Source organism: Paludibacterium denitrificans (assembly GCF_009707705.1).
Classification (GTDB): domain Bacteria; phylum Pseudomonadota; class Gammaproteobacteria; order Burkholderiales; family Chromobacteriaceae; genus Paludibacterium_A; species Paludibacterium_A denitrificans.
On the sequence record NZ_WLYX01000001.1, the window covers coordinates 43026 to 64792 of the forward strand.

A 21767-nucleotide genomic window follows, 5' to 3' on the forward strand; every position below is an offset into this window, starting at 1 on the left:
ATCATGCCTGACGCCCTCCCTCCTGCACTGCTACGTGCGCCGCACCGACTGGCCTTTTTGCTGGGCATGCTCAGTACGCTGTTGCTGTTCGCCGCGTGGTTTGCCGAACTGGCCTCCCGGCTTGGCCCTCACACCATCATCCCGGTGGTACCAGCGGTAATGGCACATGCCCTGCTGATGCTTTACGGTATTTTCCCGCTATTCATGACGGGCTTCATCTTCACCGCCGGGCCGCGCTGGCTTGGTACGCGCCCACCAAGCCGGATGCGCTATCTGTTGACCCCCGGTCTAATGGCTACCGGGGTGGTCGGGTGGTTGCTGGGTCTGGCCTTGGGCAAGGCCGGCTGGTGGTAATCCTGTTGTTGTACGGCCCGGGGTTTGCGAGCCTGACCTTTACCTTTGCCGGGCTGATCTGGCGCAGTCAGCAGAGTGATCGCCGACATGCCTTGATGGTGCTGGCGGCTTTTGGTGCAGGTCTTGCCGGTGTTGTCGCCGCCGGGGTCTGGTTATTCAGCGGTGAAACCAGTTATTGGCTGGCCATGCGCGATTTGGCCTTGTGGGGTTTTCTACTGCCTGTTTTTCTCACCGTCTGCCATCGTATGCTGCCGTTCTTTACGGGTAGCGCGATGCCAGAGGTCAAACAGTGGCGCCCCTACCTCTTGCTGATTGCCATGGTGGCTGGCAGCTGGCTGCATGGCATTCTGGTCATGACTCAACACACCAGCTTGCTAGCCGATTTGCCGCTGACTGTATTGTTTGGCTACACCAGTTGGCGCTGGGGCCTGTTGCCATCACGCAAGGTCAGGCTGCTTTGGATGCTGCACCTGTCTTTTGCCCGGCTGGCCGTAGCGTTCTTCCTCTACACCCCGGCCGGGCTGATGCCGTCGCTATCGCTGGGATTGGCCCCTCTGCATGCGGTCACCGTTGGCTTCTTCATGACCATGGTTATTGCTTTTGTCTCCCGGGTCACCACGGGGCATTCCGGCTTGCCACTGCAAGCACATGGCTGTGGCGTATTTATCTGGCGGTACATGTCGTGGCACTGACCCGAGTATTGGCTGACTTCCTCCCGCAATCATGGGTAAGCCATATGTATGCCGCCGTGGCATTTGGCGCACTGTTGGCTCTGCTAGGTTGGAGCTGGCGACTGGCTGGCCTCTACCTGAAACCGAGAGCGGATGGCAAGCCGGGTTGACCGACACAAGGTGCGTATCCTGTTTGTCTGGATGACTCCTGCCAGCATCCTGATACCTAAAGATTGCTGACGGCGCAGAGTCTTTTGCCATGCAGGCAGAACGGCGCCGACCGCAATCGGTACAACAACCTGATTACTTCCCACCGGCACCTACGCAAATACACAGGTTTGGTTTGTAGTGGAAGCCTTATTATTAAATATGTATAGTTAATACATGTTTATTGCGTGACATTTAGACGTTGCGTATTAGTCAAAATAGATTCTATAAATTCTTGAGTAAATGCATCAACATTTATTGATGCTCTCGTCCTCGGAGGCGTGATGTTTGGAAACAAGGCAAAAAAAGCACTGGCAGCTGCACAGCTAGATAACGCCCGACTCAAGGCACGGGCAGATGCCCTACAAGACGAACTCACTGCCACGCAAGAGCGTCTCGCCCAGCTGGAAAACCGGGCACAACAGGCCGCCTTGCACCAGACGCTGCTGGATGGCGTCGTTGGTAACCTGCCCAGCTTCGGGGAATCGCTTTCCGGCTTCCGCTTATCCTTCTCCGGTTTGTCCGAACAGCTTAGCGACGATGCGTCGATGGTACACACGGCCGCCAGTGAATCGGATGCCAACCGCGCTGCCTTCGAGAAGATTGCGGGCAACCTGCACGCCATGTTTGAGCGCATCAGCGTGGCAGGCAACAGCGTGGAAGGTTTGTCGCGCAGCGCCGGGGAAATCGGTGGCATCGTGCAACTTATCAAGGAAATCGCAGAACAGACCAACCTTCTGGCACTTAATGCAGCCATTGAAGCCGCCCGCGTTAAGCGAGGCAGGTCGCGGCTTCGCGGTGGTAGCAGATGAGGTACGCAAGCTGGCGGAACGCACGGCCAAGGCCACCACGGAAATCAGCACCTTGGTTGGCCGAATTCAGGAAGAAACCGGTCACGCCAAGTCCATCATGGACATCGGGGCCGAGGATGCCGCCAGTTACAGCGCAGAAAGCGAAGGGGCCATGCGCAGCATGCAGCATCTGCTGAGCTTGTCGCAACAGATGCAACAGAGCATTTCGTCCTCCGCCCGGCTGGCTAATGCCGAACTGGCCAACATCGAAGAGCTAACACTGAAACTCGAAGTCTACAAAGTACTACTCGGCCTTTCCGAGCTGCAGCCAAACGACCTGCCGGATGAAACCCAGTGCCGTCTCGGCCGTTGGTACTACGTTGGCGAAGGCAAGACTGAATTCTCCCGCCTGCCAGGGCTTCCGGGAAATGGAAGCCCCACACCGGGCCGTACACGATCAGGCCCGACGCGCCGTGGGATGCTATCGCAACCACGACTTGCCCGGCGCACTGGAAGCCCTGACCCGAATGGAGGAAGCGAATCTGACCGTGATTGCTTAAGCATGGAACGTATTTTGGCAGCCAGCACGGAACGGAGCGGCTGATGAGCAGCGCCTCTCTTCGGCCAACAGTCCGCGCTGAGGTTGATGGCATCGCTGCCGAAATGGGCATTGATGACAGCGAGCTTGAAGCCCGCAAGGCTTTCCTAGAACTCACCGAAGACGATGCTGAACATCTCAGGGCCATCCACAGCAAGCTGGAGGCAGCACAAAATGGTTTTGCCGACGGCTTTTATCAATACCTGCGTCGCTTGCCGGAACTTGCCGCACTACTTCCCGACGAGGCGACCGTCAGTCGCCTGAAAGAGGCGCATGGCCGTTATTTCGACAGCCTCACGGCCGGTGATTACGGCATGGCTTATGTCACTGGCTAAGCTACGTGTCGGCATGACGCATGCCCGCATCGGTTTGACACCGAAATGGTATGTCGGGGCTTTCCGCAAATATCTTTCCGACATGCTGCAGGCAATCTGGACGGCCGCCGAGGGAGACTTCGACACCTTCCAACAGGCCGCCAATGCCTTGATCAAGGTTGTCATGCTCGATCTCGGGCTTACCACGGACACCTATATCCATGCCGACAAACGGGCAATCGCTCTACGCGACCGTGCCATCGAATCCAGCGTCAACGGCGTGTTCATCGCTGCCGCAACGCCTCCGCACTACCCGCTAACCTATGTCAACGCGGCCTTCTCCCGCATTCTCGAGCAACCACAAGAAGCCGTAATCGGCCAGTCATGTCCGTGCATACGCGACGACAATAGCTTCGACGTTATCCGCACCGTCATCGCGGAAGGCCGGGACGGTTACACCATGCTCTCCCGTCAACGTCCCGATGGTTCGCTGCAATGGCTCGAACTGTTCCCGGCACCGGTACATGACGAGGCTTAGGCACCCTCAACTGTTACGTTGGGGTGATCAACGATGTCACCGCCCGCAAAGAGGCCGAGGCCCAGCTAGCCTATCTCGCGCACCACGATGCCCTGACCGGGCTACCCAATCGCATACGCTTCGACAACCACCTGCGCGAAATCCACGGAAAACAACGAAACGGACAAATGCTTCGCTCTGTGTTTTATCGATCTGGACCGCTTCAAACTGATCAACGACAGTCTGGGACACGGTACAGGTGATGCCGTCCTTGTCGAAGTGGCACGGCGACTACGTGGCGTTTACCGCAGCGAAGACACACTGGCGCGTCTGGCCAGTGATGAATTTGTTCTTCTTCTCGAAGATGCAACCGAAGCCACGGCGGCCGCTAACGTCGCAACTAGGGTGCTGGATGCACTGTTGCCTCCGGTTGTTGTCGACGGCCGCGAAATCGATGTCGGAGCCAGTCTAGGGTTGGCCTTTTATCCGGCGGATGGCGCCGATATCGAATCCTTGCTGAACAATGCCGATGCGGCGATGTATGCCGCCAAGGCAGCGGGACGCAATACCTTCCGTTTTTACGACGAAGCGATGAACCGGCACGCCATACAGCGTCTGGCACTGGAAAGTGACCTGCGTCGTGCCTTGGGCCGCAATCAGCTCGAACTGTTTTACCAGCCGCAGATTCGCACCATTGATAATGGTCTGGCTGGCGTCGAGGCGCTGATGCGCTGGCGACATCCAGAGCGCGGGCTGATCTCCCCCGTCGAGTTCATTCCAGTCGCTGAGGAGCTTGGCATTATTTCCGAACTAGGAAGATGGGCACTGCAGAAAGCGTCCCGACAGATAGTGGCATGGCGTCAGCAAGGACTGCCCGTCCCGCGCGTGGCAGTGAACCTGTCGCCCCGTCAATTTGACGCCCCCAATCTGGCTGATCGTATCGAGGAGATCATCACGGCGGCAGGCGCTGATAAAAGCTGGCTGGAACTGGAAATCACCGAATCCACCGCCATGCAGCAGCCGGAGCGGTTCATCCAGATCCTGCGTCAGTTACGCCAACGCGGGTTGCAAGTGGCAATGGATGATTTCGGCACCGGCCACTCCTCGCTGGCCATGTTATGTGCCATGCCGCTGAGCGTTCTCAAGCTGGATCGCAGCTTCGTCGAGCAGCTCCCAGACTCTGAAACTGACGTAGCCGTTGCCGGTGCGGTTGTCTCGCTGGCTCGCCAGCTACGCCCGGCGGTGGTCGCGGAAGGAGTGGAAACCCTCGCCCAGCAGCGCTGCCTCGCCAGTCTTGGATGTGACATGCTGCAAGGCTACCTCTACTCCCGTCCGCTGCCTGCGGCTGAATTTGAAACATGGGTTCGGAACCGTCTGGCAGAGCGATCGTCCACATAGTCAATCTCAGTCATGTTTGACCTGCCGTATCAAAGCCGCCGCTATTCATATCCGTGAGAAACGACTACCGCTAATCCATGTTCTGGCCACCATAGCAGGGCAAGCAGGTAGCCAATCACACATTACAAACCGCCAAAATACCAACCTGCCAGCCATGCAGGAAGTGATAGATGGCTGTTCTTGATCAATGATTTTCCAAATATATCGCTTTACGATATATTTGATTGGGCAGCGACTGGATGTGGTCCTGCCGGGCGTTCTAGGGAAATATCATGGTTACACGCTTTCAATTACTGTCCGTTGCCGACTACCGCCAGAGTCACAGCAACGTATTTCTTGTCAGCTCCAGCAGGCCCGCCGGTTTGTCCCGACGTAGCATCGCTCCTGCACACTGGCTACCGCGCGTAGCACCCGCCGAAGGACTGTTGGCATGGCTGCGACGAGATGAAAATCGTTGGCCATATTTTTGCGAAAGCTACTGGGCGGACCTTGCTGCCAACCCGGAACGCTGGCAGCCGCTGATCAACGCGGCGCAGCAGCACGGAGAAGTCTTGCTGCTGCACGATATCCCGATGGTAGAGGCCAATCCGTTTCTGGCGCTGGCACAGTTTCTGGACGCCCAGCTGGCAACCAATGACTGGCTAGCTAATGCAGCCATGCGGGTTTCACCAGCACACTACGCAACCGAGACCATCCACGAGCATGAATTGTGATACGGTAGCGCCGTTCTCTTGCCACCTCTCAGTCATGACCCAGCCTGCCCAGCTCCGCAAAGAAGATTTTCAGCGTTTGGCCGATTTTCGCTATCGGCTACGGCGATTTCTCCGGTTCAGTGAAGAGCTGGCACAGCAGCATGGTCTGACTCCACAGCAATATCAGGTGCTGCTACAGCTACGCGGTTATCCCGGACGCGACTGGGCGACCGTTGCAGAGTTAGCCGAGCGCCTGCAAACCCAGCACCACAGCGTCGTGGGATTGATCAGCCGTTGCGAAGCACTCGGCTTAGTGAAACGTACGCCGGGCCGGACCGACAAACGCTGTGTAGAAGTCAGCCTGCTACCGCTGGGTGAACAGCTGGTACAAGACATGGCACGCGCCCACCGTGACGAATTACGCATGCTGCGCCAGCTGGGGGCCTTTGACTCGTTAGAACGATTGCTACACGACGAGTCGGATAGCGAACTGCCGAGCACCCTGACCCCGCGGTTCGTATCCGCTTGGACACAGACCCAAGCAGCGGGCCATTTCATGGCTCTTTCCTTGCCGCATTGCCCTCTTGATGTCAGCGATTTAATTCCTTCGACTCAATTGTTCGACCCATAGCTATTGGCTTATACAAGCGCAATCAGCTGTGCTCAAGTGCTGCCCATCTTGCATAGCAAAAGCATCACCTGCGCGTTCGGCCAACTATGTCGAGAGTTTTGCTGTGCCAGAACATGTCGGCCATGACAAGGAAAGGCTCAATTGAAATGAGTTTGCTCTTGTAAATATATCGCAATGCGATATATTTACATTGCCACCCGCACTTTTTTCAGGAGAATCACCATGACTCCGCTTACACCGTTCCGTATGTTGTTTTCGTCTCAACACGGCTGGGAGGAACTGGCTACCCGCCATCCCGGCAGTAGTCGTGTTTATAGCCGGGTCGTGCTGCCTGCTTCGACTCTGGCTGCCGCCATGCTGCTGTACGCCTACCATGTCAATGGCTCAGCCTATACGACAGACCTTTCTACATTGCGCTGGGATGTGATGGTGCTGCTTTTTTGGTGTGCCTGCTGGGGTAGCGTGCACCTGATGGCTGGATTTATCCGCATGAGCGTGCATGCCGAGGCTCGCCCGCCGTATGCCGACTGCTACCGGCTGGCCGCGCTATCAGCATTGCCGATCTGGTTGTCCTCAATTGGTCTTCTGCTGCCGTGGCCGCTGTTCAACGCGGCACTGGGGGCAATGGGGCTGCTGGCTTCTGGACTACTGCTGTACCACGGACTGGATGCCTTATTCGAACACGACGACTCGGTACGAACCGAATCGCTGGCTTATACCGTCTTCAGTGTCGGGGCACTGGTATGGAGCCTGCTCGTAGCGCTGATCCTGCTGCCATTTCTGTAAAACGGCATGAAAACGGTTGTCTGCGGCGCTGATCAAGGATCACCAGCGCCGCATCAATCGTTTCAACGACACAGACTAAATAATTACCAATCTTCACAGCACATCCTTGCGCGACTTTATAGGCGATAAAACACCTATTTATCTCCCGTAAATTATCAATAACATGTTTAATCACGAATAGCAGGCGCCAATCAAAATTGGTAATTACGTACAAAAACGCAAAAGCAGGTACATCACACTCAACATTTGAAACGCGACCTTAGACATTAAAAGCCCAAAACAACTTGGAAATTCATTAAAACAGGTTTCACATGAAAAGCTCTTCACCTTTAATATACTCATGCTCGGGCTGCTCGAACGTCGCGCAGCTTGCTAATGATCTTGCGCTGGATCTTGATCAAAACGAACTTGCAGAAATGTCTTGTATTGTTGGCGTCGGAGGTGGGGTTGCGCCACTTGTCAGGCTTGCTCGCAGCGGAAGACCTGTCATCGTGCTTGATGGCTGCTCGTTGCAGTGCTCAAAAATGTGCCTGGACAAAGTCGGTGTAAAACCAGCCCCGGCAATGACATTCAATAAATTAGGTCTAAGAAAAAGGAAAGGAGAAAAGTATTTAGCGGAAGAATACGACGTTGCCAAAAATGAACTAATGCAGGCGTACAGAGAATTCATCTCAAATACTAATGATAGCAAATGAGTCAACATGGAAACATCGGTATATTTCCCACATTAATTAGCAGTTGTACAATAAAATTTTTAACTACTAACCCGGCAACCAAATACCAAACAGATCATACTGCGTAGCGCACCCGCCCCTCTCTTTTCAAAAGAAGTTGCTGGACAGGCAACTCCCTCTTGGCATCCAGATCAACCGACAACCCAGCACTGATTTGGCGCGGGCTGCCGGTTATCATCCTTAATGCGCCGCCTCACCCACAAAAATCTCGACCCGCCGATTACTTGCGCGGCCAGCAGCAGTGGAGTTATCGGCCACCGGATCAAGCGAGCCTCGACCGTCAATACTGATTCGACTACTTGCCACACCACGAGCCACAAGATAGTCCCGCGTGGCTTTGGCTCGATTCAACGAAAGCCGCTGGTTGGTGGCATCGCTTCCCGTGCTATCGGTATGGCCGATGATTCTCACGGTGCTTCGGGTATTCTGGTTAAGGGTGGTGGCGAAACGATCCAAGATGGGCCGCAAGTTTGACTTGATGTCATACCGCCCCGAATCAAACGACACATCGCTAGGAATATCCAGCTTGAGCTGATTGTCAGCGGTTTGGCTGACGCTCACGCCAGTTCCTTGGGTGGCCTGTTCCATCGCGGCTTTTTGTTGCTGCATGTGTTGAGACCACAGATAACCGCCGCCAGCCCCGAGTACCGCTCCAAGCGCTGCACCGGTTGCGGCACTTCGTCCGGTATGCCCACCAGCGGTCACGCCGCCGAGCAATGCCCCGGCAACCGCTCCGATCGCCGCCCCTGTTCCTGTATCGCGTTGGGTTTCATTCATGTTGGCGCAGCCAGACAGGCTGCCGGTAGCCACGGCGATGACCGTGAGGGATACAATGACCTTGTTCATGTGAGATCCTCCATCGCTATTTCGAACGCATCGCAGCCGGAGCAGGATAAGTGCTTGATTCATTGCCCGAGTTGCTGATTGCCTATTCGGCTATCTGATGATAGTGCATACAGGTAGCATTGCTCGGCCATCGGCGGGTGGATGAAGATAGGCTAACGCTTGGACTGACAAAATTTATCCCGCATTCAAAATAATTGGATGGTTGGCACATGAATTTTGACTAAATTGTCTTGGCACACAACGCGAAGCCAGTTCAAGATAATCATGGGCTGTCAGCCACTGCATCAATGGGCGACAACCGTCTCACTTAAAGCCATAGAATTGCCGGAGTTACCTCATGCTTCAGTTTTTAAGAGTGGCGCTACTGGCGTTGCTCTGTGCCGGTGCCGCCCGGGCGGCAACATGGAATGACCCGTTTTCGACGGAGCAAGGCATTACGGATAGCCGTCTTATCGGAAACCGGACTTCTGCCTGCCTGAAAATCAGGACATCCGGGCCATTCTCGTTAAGCGACATTGTGGAACGGACACTGTGCAACAACCCGCAAACCGCTAGTGCCCGGGCTGCGGCACGGGCTCAGGCTGCACAACTGGGCATCGCAAAATCCGCCTATCTGCCCACCGCTTCGGCAACGGTTAGCGGTAGCCGGGCGAGAAGCAGTTCTGACCTTGTTACTGGCCATGGCTATACAAACAGTTCGGATACTTCCTTGGGGCTGAACTATCTGCTTTACGATTTTGGGGCACGCGCGGCATCGCTGGAAAACGCCAAACAGTTACTAATTGCCGCCAACGCCGCACGGGACACCACGCTGCAAACCCTGTTTCTCACGGCAGTACAAGACTATTACGCGCTCTTTTCCGCACAGGAAAGCGTCAAGGCGTATCGCCAGTCGGAGGAATCTGCCGCGCAGAGCCCGGCGGTCGCTCAAGGCAAATTGATTGCTGGCGTTTCGACCAAAGCGGATGTTTTACAAGCGCAAACGGCGCTGTCGCAAGCCAGCTACAACCGCATCAAGGCCGAGGGCGATGTACAAAACGCACGGGGCCAATTGGCGGTACTGATGGCCCTTTCCCCCACGACACCGTTGGCGGTAACGCCACCGCGTTCGATCACTTTTGATGCCCGAACCGGAACCGATCTGGAAAAGCTCATTCAGGAAGCGCGGTCCAACCGCCCTGACCTTGTGGCCGCCAATGCTCAGGTTCGCGCAGCCCAAGCGGCGATTGATCTGGCTAACGCCCAAGGCAAACCCACCATCAGCCTTGGGGTGGCAACGGATTGGGCGTATTCGGAAGTCAATCAGCACAGTCATAACTCCAGCATTGGCGTCACACTGAGCGTGCCGATTTTTACCGGTTACAAGAGCACCTACTCGGTTCGTGCCGCTGAAGCGCAGCTGGATGCCCGCAAGGCAGAGCGCGACAACACGGCCAATCAGATCGCACTGGACGTCTGGAAGGCTTATCAGAACTTGTTGACCAACAATGCGGCAATGAAAACGGCCGATGATCTTGTGGCATCAGCCGAACAGTCAGAAAGCGTGGCGCGCGGGCGTTACAAAGCCGGGGTGGGCACCTTTGCCGATTTGCTGGCCGCGCAAAGCGCGTTGGCAACGGCCGGCCGCAAAACCGGGTAACCAGCCTTTACAACCTGTATACCTCGAAATTCTCTCTTGCACAGGCCATGGGTCAACTGGACTTTGGGCTTATTGATAACGGATCAGCACAATGAGCGTGTTCACTTCCAAAAAATTCATCATTCCGACCGTGATAGTGGCCGTTCTTGGTGCCATCGCCCTGGTCTGAGTGGAAGGGGCGCTCGATTCCGCCGGAACAGCGCTATACCTTTGTGACAGTCAACAAGGGCACCGTCAAACAAACCGTTTCGGCCAACGGTACGTTGAATCCGGTTACGTTGGTCAGCGTCGGCACGCAGGTGTCAGGCACCGTCAAACGCTATGCCGCTGATTTCAATGACAAGGTACGGGAAGGTCAGGTTTTACTGGAACTGGACGATGCGACATACCGTGCCCAGTGCTGAATCGAGCCAGGCGAGCGTCGCCAATGCCAAATCGGCGCTTGATCTGGCCAGCGCCAACGCCAAACGCATGCGCTCATTGTTTGATCAGGGATATGTCTCGCGGCAGGACCTTGATACGGCAACGCAGGCCTTCCGTTCGGCTCAGGCGCAACTCTCGGCGGCAGCGGCCAATCACCGGCGTGACCTGACCAATCTGGGATATACCGTGATCCGCTCTCCGGTATCTGGCGTGGTGGTAGCGCGGGAAGTGGATGTCGGGCAAACCGTCGCGGCTTCTTTCCAGACGCCGGAGCTTTACAAGATCGCCAAAGATTTGTCCAAGATGCAAATCAACACCAGTTTTGCCGAGGCGGACATTGGCGGCATCGCCAGTGGCATGAAAGCGACCTTCACGGTGGATGCCTATCCGGGCAAGCACTTTGTCGGCACGGTTTCTCAGGTGCGTTTACAGGCCACCACCACCAGCAATGTGGTGACGTATAACGTCGTGGTGAATGTCGATAACCCCGATCAAAAACTGCTGCCGGGCATGACGGCTTACGTCAACATTGTTTCCAAAGAAGCGCGAAATGTATTGCTGGTACCCAACTCGGCACTGCGTTTCAAACCGGCCAACGCCACGCTAAAGAAATCCGGCCCGAAATCGGCCAATGCCAAAGAAGGGCAACCGGGCACGGTGTATCTGCTCGGCAAGGATGGCGAGCCACAGCCAGTACCGGTCAGAGTCAACATTACCGATGGCAAGGTCACCGAACTGGTGGAGGGCAACCTGAAAGATGGCGATCGATTGATTACCGAGGATAACTCGCCCAAATCGGCCAGCACCGATGCGGGCAAGTCGGGCATGCGACTACGGATGTTCTAACCATGCCCCAAACAGTACTTTCGGTCCGCTCGCTGTATAAACAATACGACACGGCCATAGGCCCCGTGCCGGTGCTGAAAAATGTGAACCTTGAAATTGTTGAGGGAGAATTTGTCGCCATCATGGGGCCATCGGGTTCTGGCAAGTCGACATTCATGAACATTCTCGGCTGTCTGGACGAACCCACCCAAGGCACTTATGAGTTGGTCGGTGAGGACGTTTCCACCTTGAATGCAGATGAACTGGCACAGCATCGCAACCGCGTGATCGGATTTGTATTTCAGGGCTATAACCTGCTCCCGCGCGCCACCCTCGGTGATAACGTGGCCTTGCCGTTGATTTATGCTTAAGCGTGCCGAAAGAGATTCGCCAGCAACGGGCGGAGGAACTGTTGGCCAAGGTGGGACTCGGGCAAGCCAGCCAGCGCCTGCCCAATCAGATTTCCGGCGGGCAGCAGCAACGCGTGGCAATTGCGCGGGCGCTGGCCAATCAACCCAAACTGATTCTGGCGGATGAGCCCACCGGTAACCTCGACACCAAAACCAGCGATGAGATCATGTCGCTGTTCACCGAGATGAACCGGGACAGCGGCATCACCATTGTCCTCGTCACCCATGAGCCGGACATTGCCGAGTACGCCAAGCGGCTAGTGCGGTTCCGTGACGGGCAGATTGTCTACGACGGGCCTGTGACGGCAGGGTTGGCCGAACCGGGCCACACGAAGGAGCACGCTTGATGTTTGGGGCAATGTTACTGGAGGCCTGGGCCGCCATCGGCGCCAACCGTTTACGCTCCTTGCTGACCATGCTGGGCATGGTGATTGGCGTTGCCGCCGTCATTCTCATGCTGGCACTGGGCCGTGGCGCCCAGTTTACCGTCGAACAGGGTATCGCTTCGATGGGCTCCAATCTGTTCATGATTCTGTCTGGCGCGCCAACGCAAGGCGGGGTCAGAGGTGGAACCGGCGGCGCCCCCACGCTGACCCTTGCCGATAACGATGCCATTCTGGACACCCCGGGGAATTATCACCAGCGCCCCACTCTCCATGGGCAACAGCCAGCTGGTATATGGTGCCAACAACTGGTCAACCCAGGTGTTTGGTACTACGCCGTCTTATCTGGATGTCCGCAGCTGGAACCTGTCTGATGGCATCCCGTTTACCGATGCCGATCTGCGTTCCGCCAGCCGGGTGGTACTGCTGGGCCAGACCGTGGTCAAAAATCTGTTTGATACGGAAAACCCGGTGGGCAAAACCATTCGCATCAAGGGCAGCCCCTATACCGTTATCGGCGTACTGGGCGTCAAGGGGCAATCGCTTGACGGGCGCGATCAGGACGACACGGCGCTGATTCCGGTCACCACGGCCAATCGCAAGCTCTTTGGCGGCCAGTTTCCCAACTCGGTACGCGTGATCATGGCGCAGGCCGAATCAGCCCAATCCATGCCCAAAGTAGAAAACCGGCTCAACGAGCTGCTCCACCAACGCCATCATATCGGTCAGGGACAGGACGATGATTTCTCGGTTCGTAACCTGTCGGCGCTGGTGGAAACCGCTGCTTCCGCCACCAAAGTCCTCAGCCTGTTGCTGGGCGGGATTGCCTCGATCAGTTTGCTGGTTGGCGGAATTGGCATCATGAACATCATGCTGGTGTCCGTCACCGAGCGCACGCGTGAGATCGGCATCCGCGCCGCCATTGGCGCCCGGCGGCGCGACATCATGCTTCAGTTTCTGGCGGAAAGTGTGATTATCAGCGTGTTCGGCTGCTTTATCGGGGTGGTACTGGGAGTAAGCGGGGCGTGGTTGGTGCAACAAGCTACCGACATGACGGTAGTGGTCACCGGATTTTCCATTCTGATGTCGTTTGGCGTGGCGGCCAGTGTGGGTATCTTTTTCGGTTTTTATCCGGCACGCAAGGCCAGCCTGCTGAAACCGATTGACGCACTACGCCAGTAAGCCTGAGACAGCGATCAACGTGCCGGTCTGTCACGTGGCCGACGGGGCGCAAACACCAGCACTTTGGCTGAGTGTGTGCGCTCCTGTACGGTCAACGGCGTGCCTTCGTCAAACATCCGGTGCAAGCGCCCAAACGCCGTCCACATCAGGCGATTAGCCAGCACCATCGCATGTACGGGATTTTTGGCCGCGCGGCGAGTCAGTTCTATCAGGGTGAGCGTCTGTTCCAGCTTCAACCGGTTTCTGGGAGCAGCGGCTTCGACCTGTGCCTGCAAAAGCTGGCTGCGCAACGCCTCGAAGGCCAGCGGATTTTGGCGATATAACTCAACCAGACTGTTGAAGTCCGGCAAGAGGGGAGTAGGCAATTCGTCCATGATCGACGGCCTCCAAATCGTGACAAACCGTTTGCAAATGGCGTTACACCATCTTCCCCGGCTGCACCCATTGTGCAAACTGGGCTTCCGTGACATAGCCCAACGCCAGTGCCGCTGCCTGTAATGTGCTGCCGTCGTGATGGGCACGTTTGGCAATCTCGGCCGCACGGTCATAGCCGATGTGCGGACTCAGGGCGGTAACCAGCATCAGCGAGCGTTCGAGTAACTCGTTGATTCTTGGCTGATTGGCGATCATCCCCTGCACGCAGTATTGGTCAAAACTGGCGATGCCATCGGCCAACAGCCTGACGCTTTGCAAGAAGGCATGCGCCATCAAGGGTTTAAACACGTTGAGTTCGAAGTTGCCGGAGGCACCGGCCATGGTCAGCGCCACGTCATTACCAAACACCTGACAGCACAACATGGTGATGGCTTCACACTGCGTAGGATTGACCTTGCCGGGCATGATTGAACTCCCCGGTTCGTTTTCCGGAATGTGCAGCTCACCCAGCCCGCAGCGTGGCCCCGATGCCAGCCACCGAATATCATTGGCGATCTTCATCAACGCCGTCGCCAGCAACTTGAGCGCGCCGTGCATGGACACCAGCCCGTCATGCGCGGCCAGCGCGGCAAACTTGTTGGAGGCACTAGAAAAAGGCAGGCTGGTGTGGCTGGCCAGTTCCTCCGCCACACGTTGGCCGAACTCGGGATGCGTGTTGAGCCCGGTGCCCACGGCCGTACCGCCCACCGCCAGTTCGCACAGCAGCGGCAAGTTGGCCGAAATGGCTTGTTCGGCATGTTCCAGCTGCGCCACCCAGCCAGACACTTCCTGCCCCAGCGTCAGCGGCGTGGCATCCTGCAGATGAGTGCGCCCGATCTTGACGATGGAGGCAAAAGCCGCAGCCTTGATGGACAGGCTGGCCCGCAAGCGCAGTAGCGTGTTACTGCAACTGCTGGCTGATGGCCCGCGCCGCCGCCACGTACATGGCCGTGGGGAAAATATCGTTGGAAGACTGCCCCAGATTGACATGATCGTTGGGGTGCAGCAGGCGTTCGCTGCCCAATCCGCCGCCCAGTAGTTGCGAGGCACGGTTGGCCAGCACCTCGTTCATGTTCATATTGGTTTGCGTGCCGGAGCCGGTTTGCCACACCGACAGCGGAAACGCTCCGGCATGCTGACCAGCCAACACTTCATCCGCCGCCTGCACAATGGCTTCGACTTTATCCGCGTCCAGCAGCCCCAGTGCGCCATTGGTCAGCGCGCAGGCACGTTTTACCAAGGCCAACGCGTGCAGCAGCTCGCCGGGCATGCGCTCGGTCGAGATGTGAAAATGCAGTAGCGAGCGCTGGGTTTGCGCGCCCCACAGCGCACCGGATGCCACCTCGATCGGCCCAAAGGAATCCTGCTCTATCCTGAACGATGCTGCCATCTGCCACCTCCCCGCCGCTTGCCTGTGATCGGCTGCAGCTATTTCAGTGTAGTGGCTGAATCGGAGCAAGACAGGGTAAATCACCGCTCAGGATGACGTGGTGCCCGCCCAACGCCGCAGCAGTTGCTTGCGCCCTTCTTCCAGCACGCCTAGCGCCGGGGCAAACGGGACGACGACCAGCCAGATGCTGGCGGGTGGCGGGGCGGTGGCAAACAGCCGGTTGCCCCATGGGGTATAGACGATCAGCACAATCAACACCGCTTCCAGCATCAGGCCACTGAGCAGCAGGCGGTTTTCGCGCAAAGAGAATTGCCAGTGCCGGTAACGTGGGATGGCGGCAAACGAAGACATTGACCATCTGCGCCACGATGATGGCCAACCAGCAGGCCGCCGTCGCCTGATGATAGCCGTAAGCCGTATCGGCCAGCGCCGCGCCATAGTGCCAGCCCAGACTGGACAACACAAAAAGAAGGCCGTCATGGCGCTTAACGCCTCCAATCCACCAAGGAACAGGTAGGCCCGAGCCAGCAGGCTCCATGACAACAAGTGCTCACCGCGAGCGCGTGGAGGGCGACGCATGACGTCGCTGTGTGGCCGTTCCGCCCCCAGTGCCAGCGCCTACAGGCATGTTGGTGCCCAGATCAATCGACAGTATCTGCAGCACGGTGAGCGGCAAGGGAATCCGGAACAGCACAAACGCCAGATACGGCACGGCTTCGGGAATATTGGACGTCAGAATATAGGTCAGGAACTTGCGGATATTGTCATAAACCGCCCGCCCCTCCTCAATGGCGCTGACGATGGTGGCAAAGTGATCGTCCAGCAGCACGATGTCGGCGGCCTCGCGTGCCACGTCGGTGCCGGACAAGCCCATGGCGATGCCGATATCCGCCGTTTTCAGCGCGGGCGCATCATTCACCCCATCGCCGGTTACCGCCACCATCTCGCCCTTGCGCTGCAAGGCTTGGACCACTTGCATTTTCTGCTCGGCCGTCATGCGGGCAAACAGTATCTCCGGCGCATCCAGCGCCAGTTGCAGGCTGGCGGAGGTCATGTGCCGCACGTTATCACCGGTCAACAACACCGGAGCAGCACCACGGATCAGCCCGATTTCACGTGCCAGCGCCAGCGCGGTATGCGGGTGATCGCCCGTGACCATGATCACGCGCACGCCCGCCTCGTGACAGCGGCTCACTGCCTCGTGCACATCGGGACGCGGCGGGTCCTCCAGCCCAACCAGACCGCACAATTGCAGCTGATCTTCCTCGGCTACAAGGTTGGCCGAAAGCGGCTTCCACGCCAGCGCCAGTACGCGCAAGCCGCGGTCGGCCATATCTTCCTGCGCCTGCTGCAACCTGATCCGATCATCGGCAGCCAAGGGTTGCAGCTCTTGGCCGTTGAACCAGAACTGACAACGCGGCAACACGGTTTCCGGCGCACCTTTGCACCACAGCATGCCGCCGCCATCCGGCTGACGGGTCATCACCGACATGCGCCGCCGCTCGCTATCGAAAGCGATTTCACCCACATTGGGCCCAGCTGAAGGCAGATCACCGGCAAATTGCCACAGCGCCACCTCCATCGGGTCGCCAGCCTACTGGCCATCGGGGAATTTCAGGCTATGGCAATAGCGCGCCACCTGACGTAGTGGTAATTCGTCCGGATGCGGCCAGCGCTCGGCCGCCAGCCGGTGTTGCCCAGAGATGAACAGCTCGCGCACCGTCATGCAGTTCTGGGTCAGCGTGCCGGTTTTGTCGGTCAGGATGACCGTGGCACTTCCCAGTGTTTCTACCGCTGGCAGGTGGCGCACCAGCGCATTGCGCCGGGCCATGCGCTGTGTCGCCAGCGCCAGCGACAAGGTCACTGTGGGCAGCAGCCCCTCCGGCACGTTGGCCACGATGATGCCGATGGCAAACATGAAATTTGCCCAGAACGGCAGGCCGATGGCATGGCCAATGGCAAAAAACACCACCCCCAAGCTCAACGCCAGCGCCGCCACCAGGCGCGAAATCCGTTGAATCTCCTGCTGCAACGGCGAGGTGGTATCGCCAGCCGTCTGTGTCAGATGCGCGATACGGCCCAATTCGGTATGCATGCCGGTGGCGTAGACCACGGCACTGCATTCCCCCACCACAATCAGGGTGCCAGCCAGAAGGAGGTTGTGCGCCGACAGCGGCCCGCTAGCGGTATCGACATCCGGGTTCAGTAAGCGCAGGTGGGATTCGCCGGTCAGCGTGGCCAGATTGGCGCGCAACCCCCAACTTTCCAGCAGTCGACAATCAGTTTAAGCACCTTGGCACCTTCGGCCAACAGGATCACATCCCCCGGCACCAGCTCGGTCGCCAGCACCGTTTGCGTGCCACCTTCACGCCGCACTTCCACCTTTTGCGGCAGCAAGTGCTGCAACGCCACCAGCGCCTGTTCGGCGCGATAGGTTTGCCAAAAGAGAAAGCGCCATTGATGACAATGACGCCGACAATGGCCACCCCCAGCTGGAACATACCCTGCCCGGGCTCAAGGTTGGCCGAAACAAACGCTAGCACCGCCGCCAACCAGAGGATCAGAGCGAAGAAATGGGTGAACTCGCGCAACAGCAGCAACCACAGCGGATCACGCGGCAGCGCCTGTACCTGATTGCGGCCAAACTCCGCTTTGTAAGCGCCGCACCTCATCCGCGCACAAACCGGCCGGGCGGCTACCCAGGCTGGCCAGCGCGGCCTCCGGTGTTTGCTGCATGATGTTCATATCAGGATGGTTCAGCACAAACCTTGCTCCCGAAGATGATGGCAGGGCCAGCACAAGCCCCGCCCGGCACGCGCCATCAAGCGGTGGTCAGTGTCACCGGCCTGTTAGCACACGCAGCTAGTCTCAACATGGTTGGTCACAAAATCGGCAAAGGCTGCCGCTGGCATCGGGCGGGCAATGGCATAGCCCTGCACCTCATCACAGCCCATGCTTTGCAGTATGGCTTGTACCTGCTGGTTTTCCACGCCTTCGGCAATGGAGCGCAAGCCCAGTGCTACGCGCCAACTGGATGATCGTGCCGGTAATGGCGCTGCTGTCGGCATCGGAGGCCAGATCGCGGACAAAAGACTGGTCGATCTTCAGCTTGTCGACTTTCAGGCGCTTCAGATACGACAGGCTGGAATAACCCGTGCCGAAATCGTCGATCGACAGCTGTACCCCCAAAGCGCTCAGGCGCTGGGTAATGGCCAGAACCTTGGCCGTATTCTGGATCAGGATGGATTCAGTCAGCTCCAGCTCCAGATATTGCGGCGCCAGCCCAGACTGCTGCAGGGCTGCTTCAACACTGGCGACAATATCGCCACGCAAAAACTGCAGCGCAGAAAGATTCACCGCCACAACAAATGGCGGCAGACCCGCACGTTGCCAGCGAGCCGCTTGCTGGCAGGCACTGGCGATGACCCATTCGCCAATCGGCACAATCAGGCCACTTTCTTCGGCAATGGGAATAAACAGCCCGGGAGACAACATCCCTTGTTGCGGGTGCTGCCAGCGCAACAAGGCTTCTGCCCCCACCAGTAAGCCGCTGGCGAGATCAATCTGCGGCTGATAGTGCAACGCCAGTTCTTGCTGCGCCAAGGCAAGCCGCAGACCGTTTTCAATGTTCAGCCGCTCGGCAGCCTCGGCATTCATGCCTTCGTCAAAGAAACGATAGGTTGAGCGCCCTTCGGCCTTGGCACGGAACATGGCCATGTCGGCTTTTTTCAGCAAGGTATCAAAATCCGTGCCGTCGTCTGGATAAACCGCCACGCCCATGGAAACCGAGGTCGAAAGCTGGTGCCCTTCCAGCGCGAAAGGCCGCTGCAAGGATTCCATCAAATCATTCAAAACCGAGGCGGCCGCGTCAGCATGCGACAGATCCCCAAGAATCAGCAAAAACTCGTCCCCGCCCTCGCGGCTGAGGGTATCGCTGGCGCGCAACGACTGGGCAAAGCGCTGGGTCATGCCTTTGAGCAACTCATCGCCGACGGCATGACCAAGAGAGTCATTGACCGTTTTAAAACCATCGGCATCGACAAATACCAGCGCCAGACGGGAACGTGCACTGTTGGCATCCGCCGCTAGCGCCTGAAACTGCTGGCGTACCAGTACGCGATTGGGCAAGCCGGTGAGCGGATCATGGAACGCCGGGGAATTCGATATGCTGCTCGGCGCGCTGGCGCTCGGCCATTTCCACCTGCAAGCGCTGATAAGGCGCACGCACGCTGGAGACAAACACCGCACGGTAGATGTAGTAGTAGGCAATCACCTTGTAGCTATGCCCGGCCAGCGCCAAAACATCATTCACGTTGGAATACAACATGAAACAACATTCGGCCAACATCGACACCACGGTCGCGGCAAACAGATTGGCAACGTCGGCATTAGCGTGGCGCTGTTGCCGGACGTATAACAACCATGCCGCCAGCAACAGCAACAGCACAATGCCAACCTCGGCCATGATCTTGGCCGGTGTCAGACCATAGCCATCACGAAACATCGTCGGCCACAGTTCCGGATGCGCCAGTTCCGTGTAGTAAATCACCGCCGTGACGAGCAAGCTGGCCGCCAAAATCAGATAACGCGTCGCGGACCGCTGCAGTGGTTGGCATGAGCGCAACGCTACAATCAGCAAGGTAATGGCCGCCACATAACGGGCCGCCAACCAGAAGATGATCGCCTTGTCTTTGGACGCTGGCGTGATAAAAGCCGGCATGCCTTGGTACGACAGCATGTGGGCAAAGTCGATCAAGCCCACCGCCAGAAAGCCACACGCCAGAATGACGATAGTGCCGGGCTGGCTACGGCTACTGGCATGCCACGACACGGCAAACACCAGACACGCCACCACAATGGCAAAGGTTTCTTCAACAGTATGCGTCAGCAGGGGAAACAGGCTGGTGCCCTGACTGAGCCATGCCAACGACGGGGTCTGCCAAATCAAGAGAAAAACCAGTGCCAGCACTGCAAGCAGCCGCCACGGAATAGCGGAGCCTTCGGCCACAGGCCCGACAGCTTCCTTAACAGGTGACGACAATGTAGCCATGGCGATCTATGCAAAATAGGTTTAAAAACAGAGCAGCATTTTATGCCATTTGCACATTAAAGCCTAGAAAAGTCTTTCTTTCGGCCAACCTACCTAGGCTGGACGCCACAACCAACAGGTAGCAACGTCACCGCCAGTCACGCAGTTAGCCTGTCGCCGAGCACGGCACTCACGCGACGATGGATGCGCAGCACCATCACGGCCGCCAGCAAACTTAGCACGTTAGCAAACATCGTTGCCGCCGTGTAAGTGCCCAAGCTGTTACGCAACACACCACCCAGCAAGGCAGCAAACGCCGCGCCCAGTTGATGGCCCGCCACCACCCAGCCAAACACCACCGGTGCCTCCTGATGGCCAAACACATCATGCGTCAGGCGTACCGTGGGCGGCACGGTGGCCACCCAGTCCAGCCCGTAAAACAGCGCAAAAATCGGCAAGCCAAAGTAGCCAAGGCCAAAGGCGTAGGGCAGATAAATGAGCGCCAAACCACGCAAGCCGTAATAGCAGAACAACAGCACGCGGTTGTTATAGCGGTCCGACATCCAGCCCGACAGTGTCGTGCCCACCAGATCCAACGCCCCCATGGCGGCAAGAATGCTGGCACCGCCCAGAGCCGTTAAGCCGTAATCGCCGCACATGGCAATAAAGTGGGTACCGATATAGCCGTTGGTGGTGGCACCACAGACGAAGAAGCTGAAAAACAGCAACCAGAAATCACGCACTTTCACCGCCCGGCGTAACGCGCCAAAGGCGATTGCCAAAGGGTTTTGCTGGCTCAAGGCGGCATCGGCTAGGCGCATCGGCCGGTTCGCCGTAGCGCCGCAAGCCGATGGCGGCGGGTTTTTCCGGCAGAAGAAAGAACACCAACGGCAAAATCAGTACGATGCCTAGCCGCGACAGCCAGCACCACAGAACGCCAACCGAAGTGCTCGACAATAGCCGCCAGCAGCGGCAGGAACACCAGTTGCCCGGTGGCCGAGCTGGCGGTCAGCACGCCCATAGCCAGCCCGCGCCGCTGGATAAACCAGCGACTGACAATGGTTGCCCCCAGCGTCATGGCCGTTACCCCGGTGCCGCAACCAACAATCAGCCCCCAGATCAGCCACATCTGCCAGCTGTGCTGCATCAGGCTGGAGGCAGCCACCGCCGTGCCCAGCACGCCCAGCGCCAGCAATACCGTTTTACGTAGCCCAAAGCGCTGCATGGTCGCGGCAGCAAATGGCCCCATCAGGCCGAACAACGCCAGATTGATCGACAAGGCCAGCGAAATGGTGGAGCGGCTCCAGCCAAACGCCTGTTCCAACGGCACCATCATCACGCTGGGTGCCGCACGCGTACCGGCGGTGACCAACATGACCAGAAAAGTCACACCGATCACCACCCGGCATAGTGAAAACGCTGTCGGCTCCAGTTCACCAAGGCTTGCATGGCTTGTCTCGCTTGAATTCATACAAGCCGACGATTGTACCGGGCCAACCTGCGCTGGCAGTGATTTTTCTTGCGCCAACAGCC

The 21767-nt window shown here is 57.6% G+C and carries 29 protein-coding genes and 2 pseudogenes; 19 read left to right on the forward strand and 12 right to left on the reverse strand.

From position 1 onward, the window contains the following. The first annotated feature begins 3 nt into the window (after positions 1 to 3). The 12 genes from GKE73_RS21930 (at position 4) to GKE73_RS00415 (ending at position 7654) form a co-directional block, all read left to right on the forward strand. Positions 4 to 354, forward strand: coding sequence for an NnrS family protein (locus GKE73_RS21930; protein WP_280954657.1), 351 nt, complete (start codon positions 4 to 6; stop codon positions 352 to 354). Then, positions 348 to 1046, forward strand: coding sequence for an NnrS family protein (locus GKE73_RS00370; RefSeq protein ID WP_312854320.1), 699 nt, complete (start codon positions 348 to 350; stop codon positions 1044 to 1046). Before GKE73_RS21930 ends, GKE73_RS00370 begins: the two co-directional genes overlap by 7 nt. Continuing rightward, positions 1037 to 1195 carry a hypothetical protein gene (locus GKE73_RS00375; protein ID WP_230368647.1) on the forward strand — a complete coding sequence of 53 codons (159 nt, stop codon included), beginning with the start codon at positions 1037 to 1039 and terminating at the stop codon, positions 1193 to 1195. Before GKE73_RS00370 ends, GKE73_RS00375 begins: the two co-directional genes overlap by 10 nt. Before the next feature lie 321 nt (positions 1196 to 1516). Continuing rightward, entirely contained in the window at positions 1517 to 2044 is a 528-nt protein-coding gene (locus GKE73_RS26845) for a methyl-accepting chemotaxis protein (protein WP_280954658.1), read from the forward strand. After that, a complete protein-coding gene (locus tag GKE73_RS00380) occupies positions 2031 to 2627 on the forward strand; it encodes a CZB domain-containing protein (protein WP_312854321.1) in 597 nt (198 codons plus the stop codon). Before GKE73_RS26845 ends, GKE73_RS00380 begins: the two co-directional genes overlap by 14 nt. Beyond that, complete coding sequence (locus GKE73_RS21940) at positions 2627 to 2956, forward strand: protoglobin domain-containing protein (RefSeq protein WP_280954660.1); 330 nt, start codon at positions 2627 to 2629, stop codon at positions 2954 to 2956. The genes GKE73_RS00380 and GKE73_RS21940 overlap by 1 nt, the downstream gene beginning before the upstream one ends. After that, on the forward strand, positions 2943 to 3473 hold the full coding sequence (locus GKE73_RS00390) for a protoglobin domain-containing protein (protein ID WP_280954661.1): 531 nt from the start codon (positions 2943 to 2945) through the stop codon (positions 3471 to 3473). The genes GKE73_RS21940 and GKE73_RS00390 overlap by 14 nt, the downstream gene beginning before the upstream one ends. Before the next feature lie 108 nt (positions 3474 to 3581). Next, the gene (locus GKE73_RS24430) at positions 3582 to 4850 is read left to right on the forward strand and encodes a putative bifunctional diguanylate cyclase/phosphodiesterase (protein ID WP_312854529.1); all 1269 of its coding nucleotides are present in this window, start codon (positions 3582 to 3584) and stop codon (positions 4848 to 4850) included. A gap of 272 nt (positions 4851 to 5122) precedes the next feature. Next, entirely contained in the window at positions 5123 to 5563 is a 441-nt protein-coding gene (locus GKE73_RS00400) for a DUF488 family protein, N3 subclade (protein ID WP_230368648.1), read from the forward strand. Between the two features lie 34 nt (positions 5564 to 5597). After that, positions 5598 to 6173: a MarR family winged helix-turn-helix transcriptional regulator gene (locus tag GKE73_RS00405; protein WP_230368649.1), complete on the forward strand. Its 576-nt coding sequence runs from the start codon at positions 5598 to 5600 to the stop codon at positions 6171 to 6173. A gap of 222 nt (positions 6174 to 6395) precedes the next feature. Beyond that, the gene (locus tag GKE73_RS00410) at positions 6396 to 6959 is read left to right on the forward strand and encodes a YIP1 family protein (protein WP_230368650.1); all 564 of its coding nucleotides are present in this window, start codon (positions 6396 to 6398) and stop codon (positions 6957 to 6959) included. 311 nt (positions 6960 to 7270) lie between these two features. Continuing rightward, positions 7271 to 7654: a putative zinc-binding protein gene (locus tag GKE73_RS00415; protein ID WP_230368651.1), complete on the forward strand. Its 384-nt coding sequence runs from the start codon at positions 7271 to 7273 to the stop codon at positions 7652 to 7654. A gap of 219 nt (positions 7655 to 7873) precedes the next feature. On the opposite strand, the gene GKE73_RS00420 is transcribed toward GKE73_RS00415, so the two are convergent. Continuing rightward, positions 7874 to 8539, reverse strand: a complete 666-nt coding sequence (locus GKE73_RS00420; RefSeq protein ID WP_230368652.1) for a YiaD family glycine zipper/OmpA-like lipoprotein — start codon at positions 8537 to 8539, stop codon at positions 7874 to 7876. A 337-nt stretch (positions 8540 to 8876) separates the two neighbouring features. Between GKE73_RS00420 and GKE73_RS00425 the strand changes: the two genes are divergently transcribed. From GKE73_RS00425 to GKE73_RS21965, 7 genes are all read left to right on the forward strand, one after another. After that, complete coding sequence (locus GKE73_RS00425; RefSeq protein WP_230368653.1) at positions 8877 to 10178, forward strand: TolC family protein; 1302 nt, start codon at positions 8877 to 8879, stop codon at positions 10176 to 10178. A gap of 146 nt (positions 10179 to 10324) precedes the next feature. Continuing rightward, complete coding sequence (locus GKE73_RS00430) at positions 10325 to 10582, forward strand: biotin/lipoyl-binding protein (RefSeq protein ID WP_245393806.1); 258 nt, start codon at positions 10325 to 10327, stop codon at positions 10580 to 10582. Continuing rightward, positions 10557 to 11447 carry an efflux RND transporter periplasmic adaptor subunit gene (locus GKE73_RS00435; protein ID WP_230368654.1) on the forward strand — a complete coding sequence of 297 codons (891 nt, stop codon included), beginning with the start codon at positions 10557 to 10559 and terminating at the stop codon, positions 11445 to 11447. The genes GKE73_RS00430 and GKE73_RS00435 overlap by 26 nt, the downstream gene beginning before the upstream one ends. Before the next feature lie 2 nt (positions 11448 to 11449). Then, a complete protein-coding gene (locus tag GKE73_RS21950; protein ID WP_280954662.1) occupies positions 11450 to 11797 on the forward strand; it encodes an ABC transporter ATP-binding protein in 348 nt (115 codons plus the stop codon). Between the two features lie 2 nt (positions 11798 to 11799). Beyond that, on the forward strand, positions 11800 to 12183 hold the full coding sequence (locus tag GKE73_RS21955; RefSeq protein ID WP_312854322.1) for an ABC transporter ATP-binding protein: 384 nt from the start codon (positions 11800 to 11802) through the stop codon (positions 12181 to 12183). Then, positions 12183 to 12593, forward strand: coding sequence for an ABC transporter permease (locus tag GKE73_RS21960; RefSeq protein ID WP_280955058.1), 411 nt, complete (start codon positions 12183 to 12185; stop codon positions 12591 to 12593). The genes GKE73_RS21955 and GKE73_RS21960 overlap by 1 nt, the downstream gene beginning before the upstream one ends. Beyond that, positions 12493 to 13401 (forward strand): ABC transporter permease, encoded by a 909-nt coding sequence (locus GKE73_RS21965; protein WP_280954663.1) that lies wholly within the window; start codon positions 12493 to 12495, stop codon positions 13399 to 13401. The genes GKE73_RS21960 and GKE73_RS21965 overlap by 101 nt, the downstream gene beginning before the upstream one ends. 14 nt (positions 13402 to 13415) lie before the next feature. Here the strand turns inward: GKE73_RS21965 and GKE73_RS00455 are convergent, their stop codons facing one another. The 11 genes and pseudogenes from GKE73_RS00455 to GKE73_RS00500 form a co-directional block, all read right to left on the reverse strand. Beyond that, positions 13416 to 13775: a DUF3135 domain-containing protein gene (locus GKE73_RS00455; protein WP_230368655.1), complete on the reverse strand. Its 360-nt coding sequence runs from the start codon at positions 13773 to 13775 to the stop codon at positions 13416 to 13418. A gap of 43 nt (positions 13776 to 13818) precedes the next feature. Further along, positions 13819 to 15205: pseudogene (gene fumC, locus GKE73_RS00460) on the reverse strand (class II fumarate hydratase). Positions 15206 to 15292: 87 nt separating this feature from the next. Then, entirely contained in the window at positions 15293 to 15784 is a 492-nt protein-coding gene (locus tag GKE73_RS00465) for a cation transporting ATPase C-terminal domain-containing protein (RefSeq protein ID WP_230368656.1), read from the reverse strand. Beyond that, positions 15756 to 17459: pseudogene (locus GKE73_RS00470) on the reverse strand (cation-translocating P-type ATPase). Before GKE73_RS00470 ends, GKE73_RS00465 begins: the two are co-directional and overlap by 29 nt. After that, the gene (locus tag GKE73_RS21970; RefSeq protein ID WP_312854324.1) at positions 17435 to 17617 is read right to left on the reverse strand and encodes a P-type ATPase actuator domain-containing protein; all 183 of its coding nucleotides are present in this window, start codon (positions 17615 to 17617) and stop codon (positions 17435 to 17437) included. Before GKE73_RS21970 ends, GKE73_RS00470 begins: the two are co-directional and overlap by 25 nt. Positions 17618 to 17815: 198 nt before the next feature. Next, entirely contained in the window at positions 17816 to 17968 is a 153-nt protein-coding gene (locus tag GKE73_RS00480) for a hypothetical protein (protein WP_230371540.1), read from the reverse strand. An 86-nt stretch (positions 17969 to 18054) separates the two neighbouring features. Further along, a complete protein-coding gene (locus GKE73_RS25185) occupies positions 18055 to 18195 on the reverse strand; it encodes a hypothetical protein (RefSeq protein WP_376767244.1) in 141 nt (46 codons plus the stop codon). Next, positions 18149 to 19453, reverse strand: a complete 1305-nt coding sequence (locus GKE73_RS00485) for a putative bifunctional diguanylate cyclase/phosphodiesterase (RefSeq protein WP_512698910.1) — start codon at positions 19451 to 19453, stop codon at positions 18149 to 18151. The genes GKE73_RS25185 and GKE73_RS00485 overlap by 47 nt, the downstream gene beginning before the upstream one ends. Next, positions 19347 to 20255, reverse strand: a complete 909-nt coding sequence (locus tag GKE73_RS00490) for a membrane-associated sensor domain-containing protein (protein WP_230368659.1) — start codon at positions 20253 to 20255, stop codon at positions 19347 to 19349. Before GKE73_RS00490 ends, GKE73_RS00485 begins: the two co-directional genes overlap by 107 nt. 137 nt (positions 20256 to 20392) lie before the next feature. Further along, a complete protein-coding gene (locus GKE73_RS00495) occupies positions 20393 to 21055 on the reverse strand; it encodes an MFS transporter (RefSeq protein ID WP_230368660.1) in 663 nt (220 codons plus the stop codon). Further along, complete coding sequence (locus GKE73_RS00500; RefSeq protein ID WP_230368661.1) at positions 21046 to 21705, reverse strand: MFS transporter; 660 nt, start codon at positions 21703 to 21705, stop codon at positions 21046 to 21048. The genes GKE73_RS00495 and GKE73_RS00500 overlap by 10 nt, the downstream gene beginning before the upstream one ends. Positions 21706 to 21767 lie beyond the last annotated feature (62 nt).

Coding starts and splice junctions, on each gene's coding strand:
- GKE73_RS21940 (WP_280954660.1), top strand. CDS start 2,627: ATGAGCAGCGCCTCTCTTCGGCCAACAGTCCGCGCTGAGGTTGATGGC.
- GKE73_RS00410 (WP_230368650.1), top strand. CDS start 6,396: ATGACTCCGCTTACACCGTTCCGTATGTTGTTTTCGTCTCAACACGGC.
- GKE73_RS00500 (WP_230368661.1), bottom strand. CDS start 21,705: ATGAATTCAAGCGAGACAAGCCATGCAAGCCTTGGTGAACTGGAGCCG.
- GKE73_RS00495 (WP_230368660.1), bottom strand. CDS start 21,055: ATGCGCCTAGCCGATGCCGCCTTGAGCCAGCAAAACCCTTTGGCAATC.
- GKE73_RS21950 (WP_280954662.1), top strand. CDS start 11,450: ATGCCCCAAACAGTACTTTCGGTCCGCTCGCTGTATAAACAATACGAC.
- GKE73_RS00490 (WP_230368659.1), bottom strand. CDS start 20,255: ATGGCTACATTGTCGTCACCTGTTAAGGAAGCTGTCGGGCCTGTGGCC.
- GKE73_RS00465 (WP_230368656.1), bottom strand. CDS start 15,784: ATGCGTCGCCCTCCACGCGCTCGCGGTGAGCACTTGTTGTCATGGAGC.
- GKE73_RS00400 (WP_230368648.1), top strand. CDS start 5,123: ATGGTTACACGCTTTCAATTACTGTCCGTTGCCGACTACCGCCAGAGT.
- GKE73_RS00405 (WP_230368649.1), top strand. CDS start 5,598: ATGACCCAGCCTGCCCAGCTCCGCAAAGAAGATTTTCAGCGTTTGGCC.
- GKE73_RS21965 (WP_280954663.1), top strand. CDS start 12,493: ATGGGCAACAGCCAGCTGGTATATGGTGCCAACAACTGGTCAACCCAG.
- GKE73_RS21960 (WP_280955058.1), top strand. CDS start 12,183: ATGTTTGGGGCAATGTTACTGGAGGCCTGGGCCGCCATCGGCGCCAAC.
- GKE73_RS00425 (WP_230368653.1), top strand. CDS start 8,877: ATGCTTCAGTTTTTAAGAGTGGCGCTACTGGCGTTGCTCTGTGCCGGT.
- GKE73_RS00415 (WP_230368651.1), top strand. CDS start 7,271: ATGAAAAGCTCTTCACCTTTAATATACTCATGCTCGGGCTGCTCGAAC.
- GKE73_RS00435 (WP_230368654.1), top strand. CDS start 10,557: ATGCGACATACCGTGCCCAGTGCTGAATCGAGCCAGGCGAGCGTCGCC.
- GKE73_RS00455 (WP_230368655.1), bottom strand. CDS start 13,775: ATGGACGAATTGCCTACTCCCCTCTTGCCGGACTTCAACAGTCTGGTT.
- GKE73_RS26845 (WP_280954658.1), top strand. CDS start 1,517: ATGTTTGGAAACAAGGCAAAAAAAGCACTGGCAGCTGCACAGCTAGAT.
- GKE73_RS00420 (WP_230368652.1), bottom strand. CDS start 8,539: ATGAACAAGGTCATTGTATCCCTCACGGTCATCGCCGTGGCTACCGGC.
- GKE73_RS21930 (WP_280954657.1), top strand. CDS start 4: ATGCCTGACGCCCTCCCTCCTGCACTGCTACGTGCGCCGCACCGACTG.
- GKE73_RS00390 (WP_280954661.1), top strand. CDS start 2,943: ATGTCACTGGCTAAGCTACGTGTCGGCATGACGCATGCCCGCATCGGT.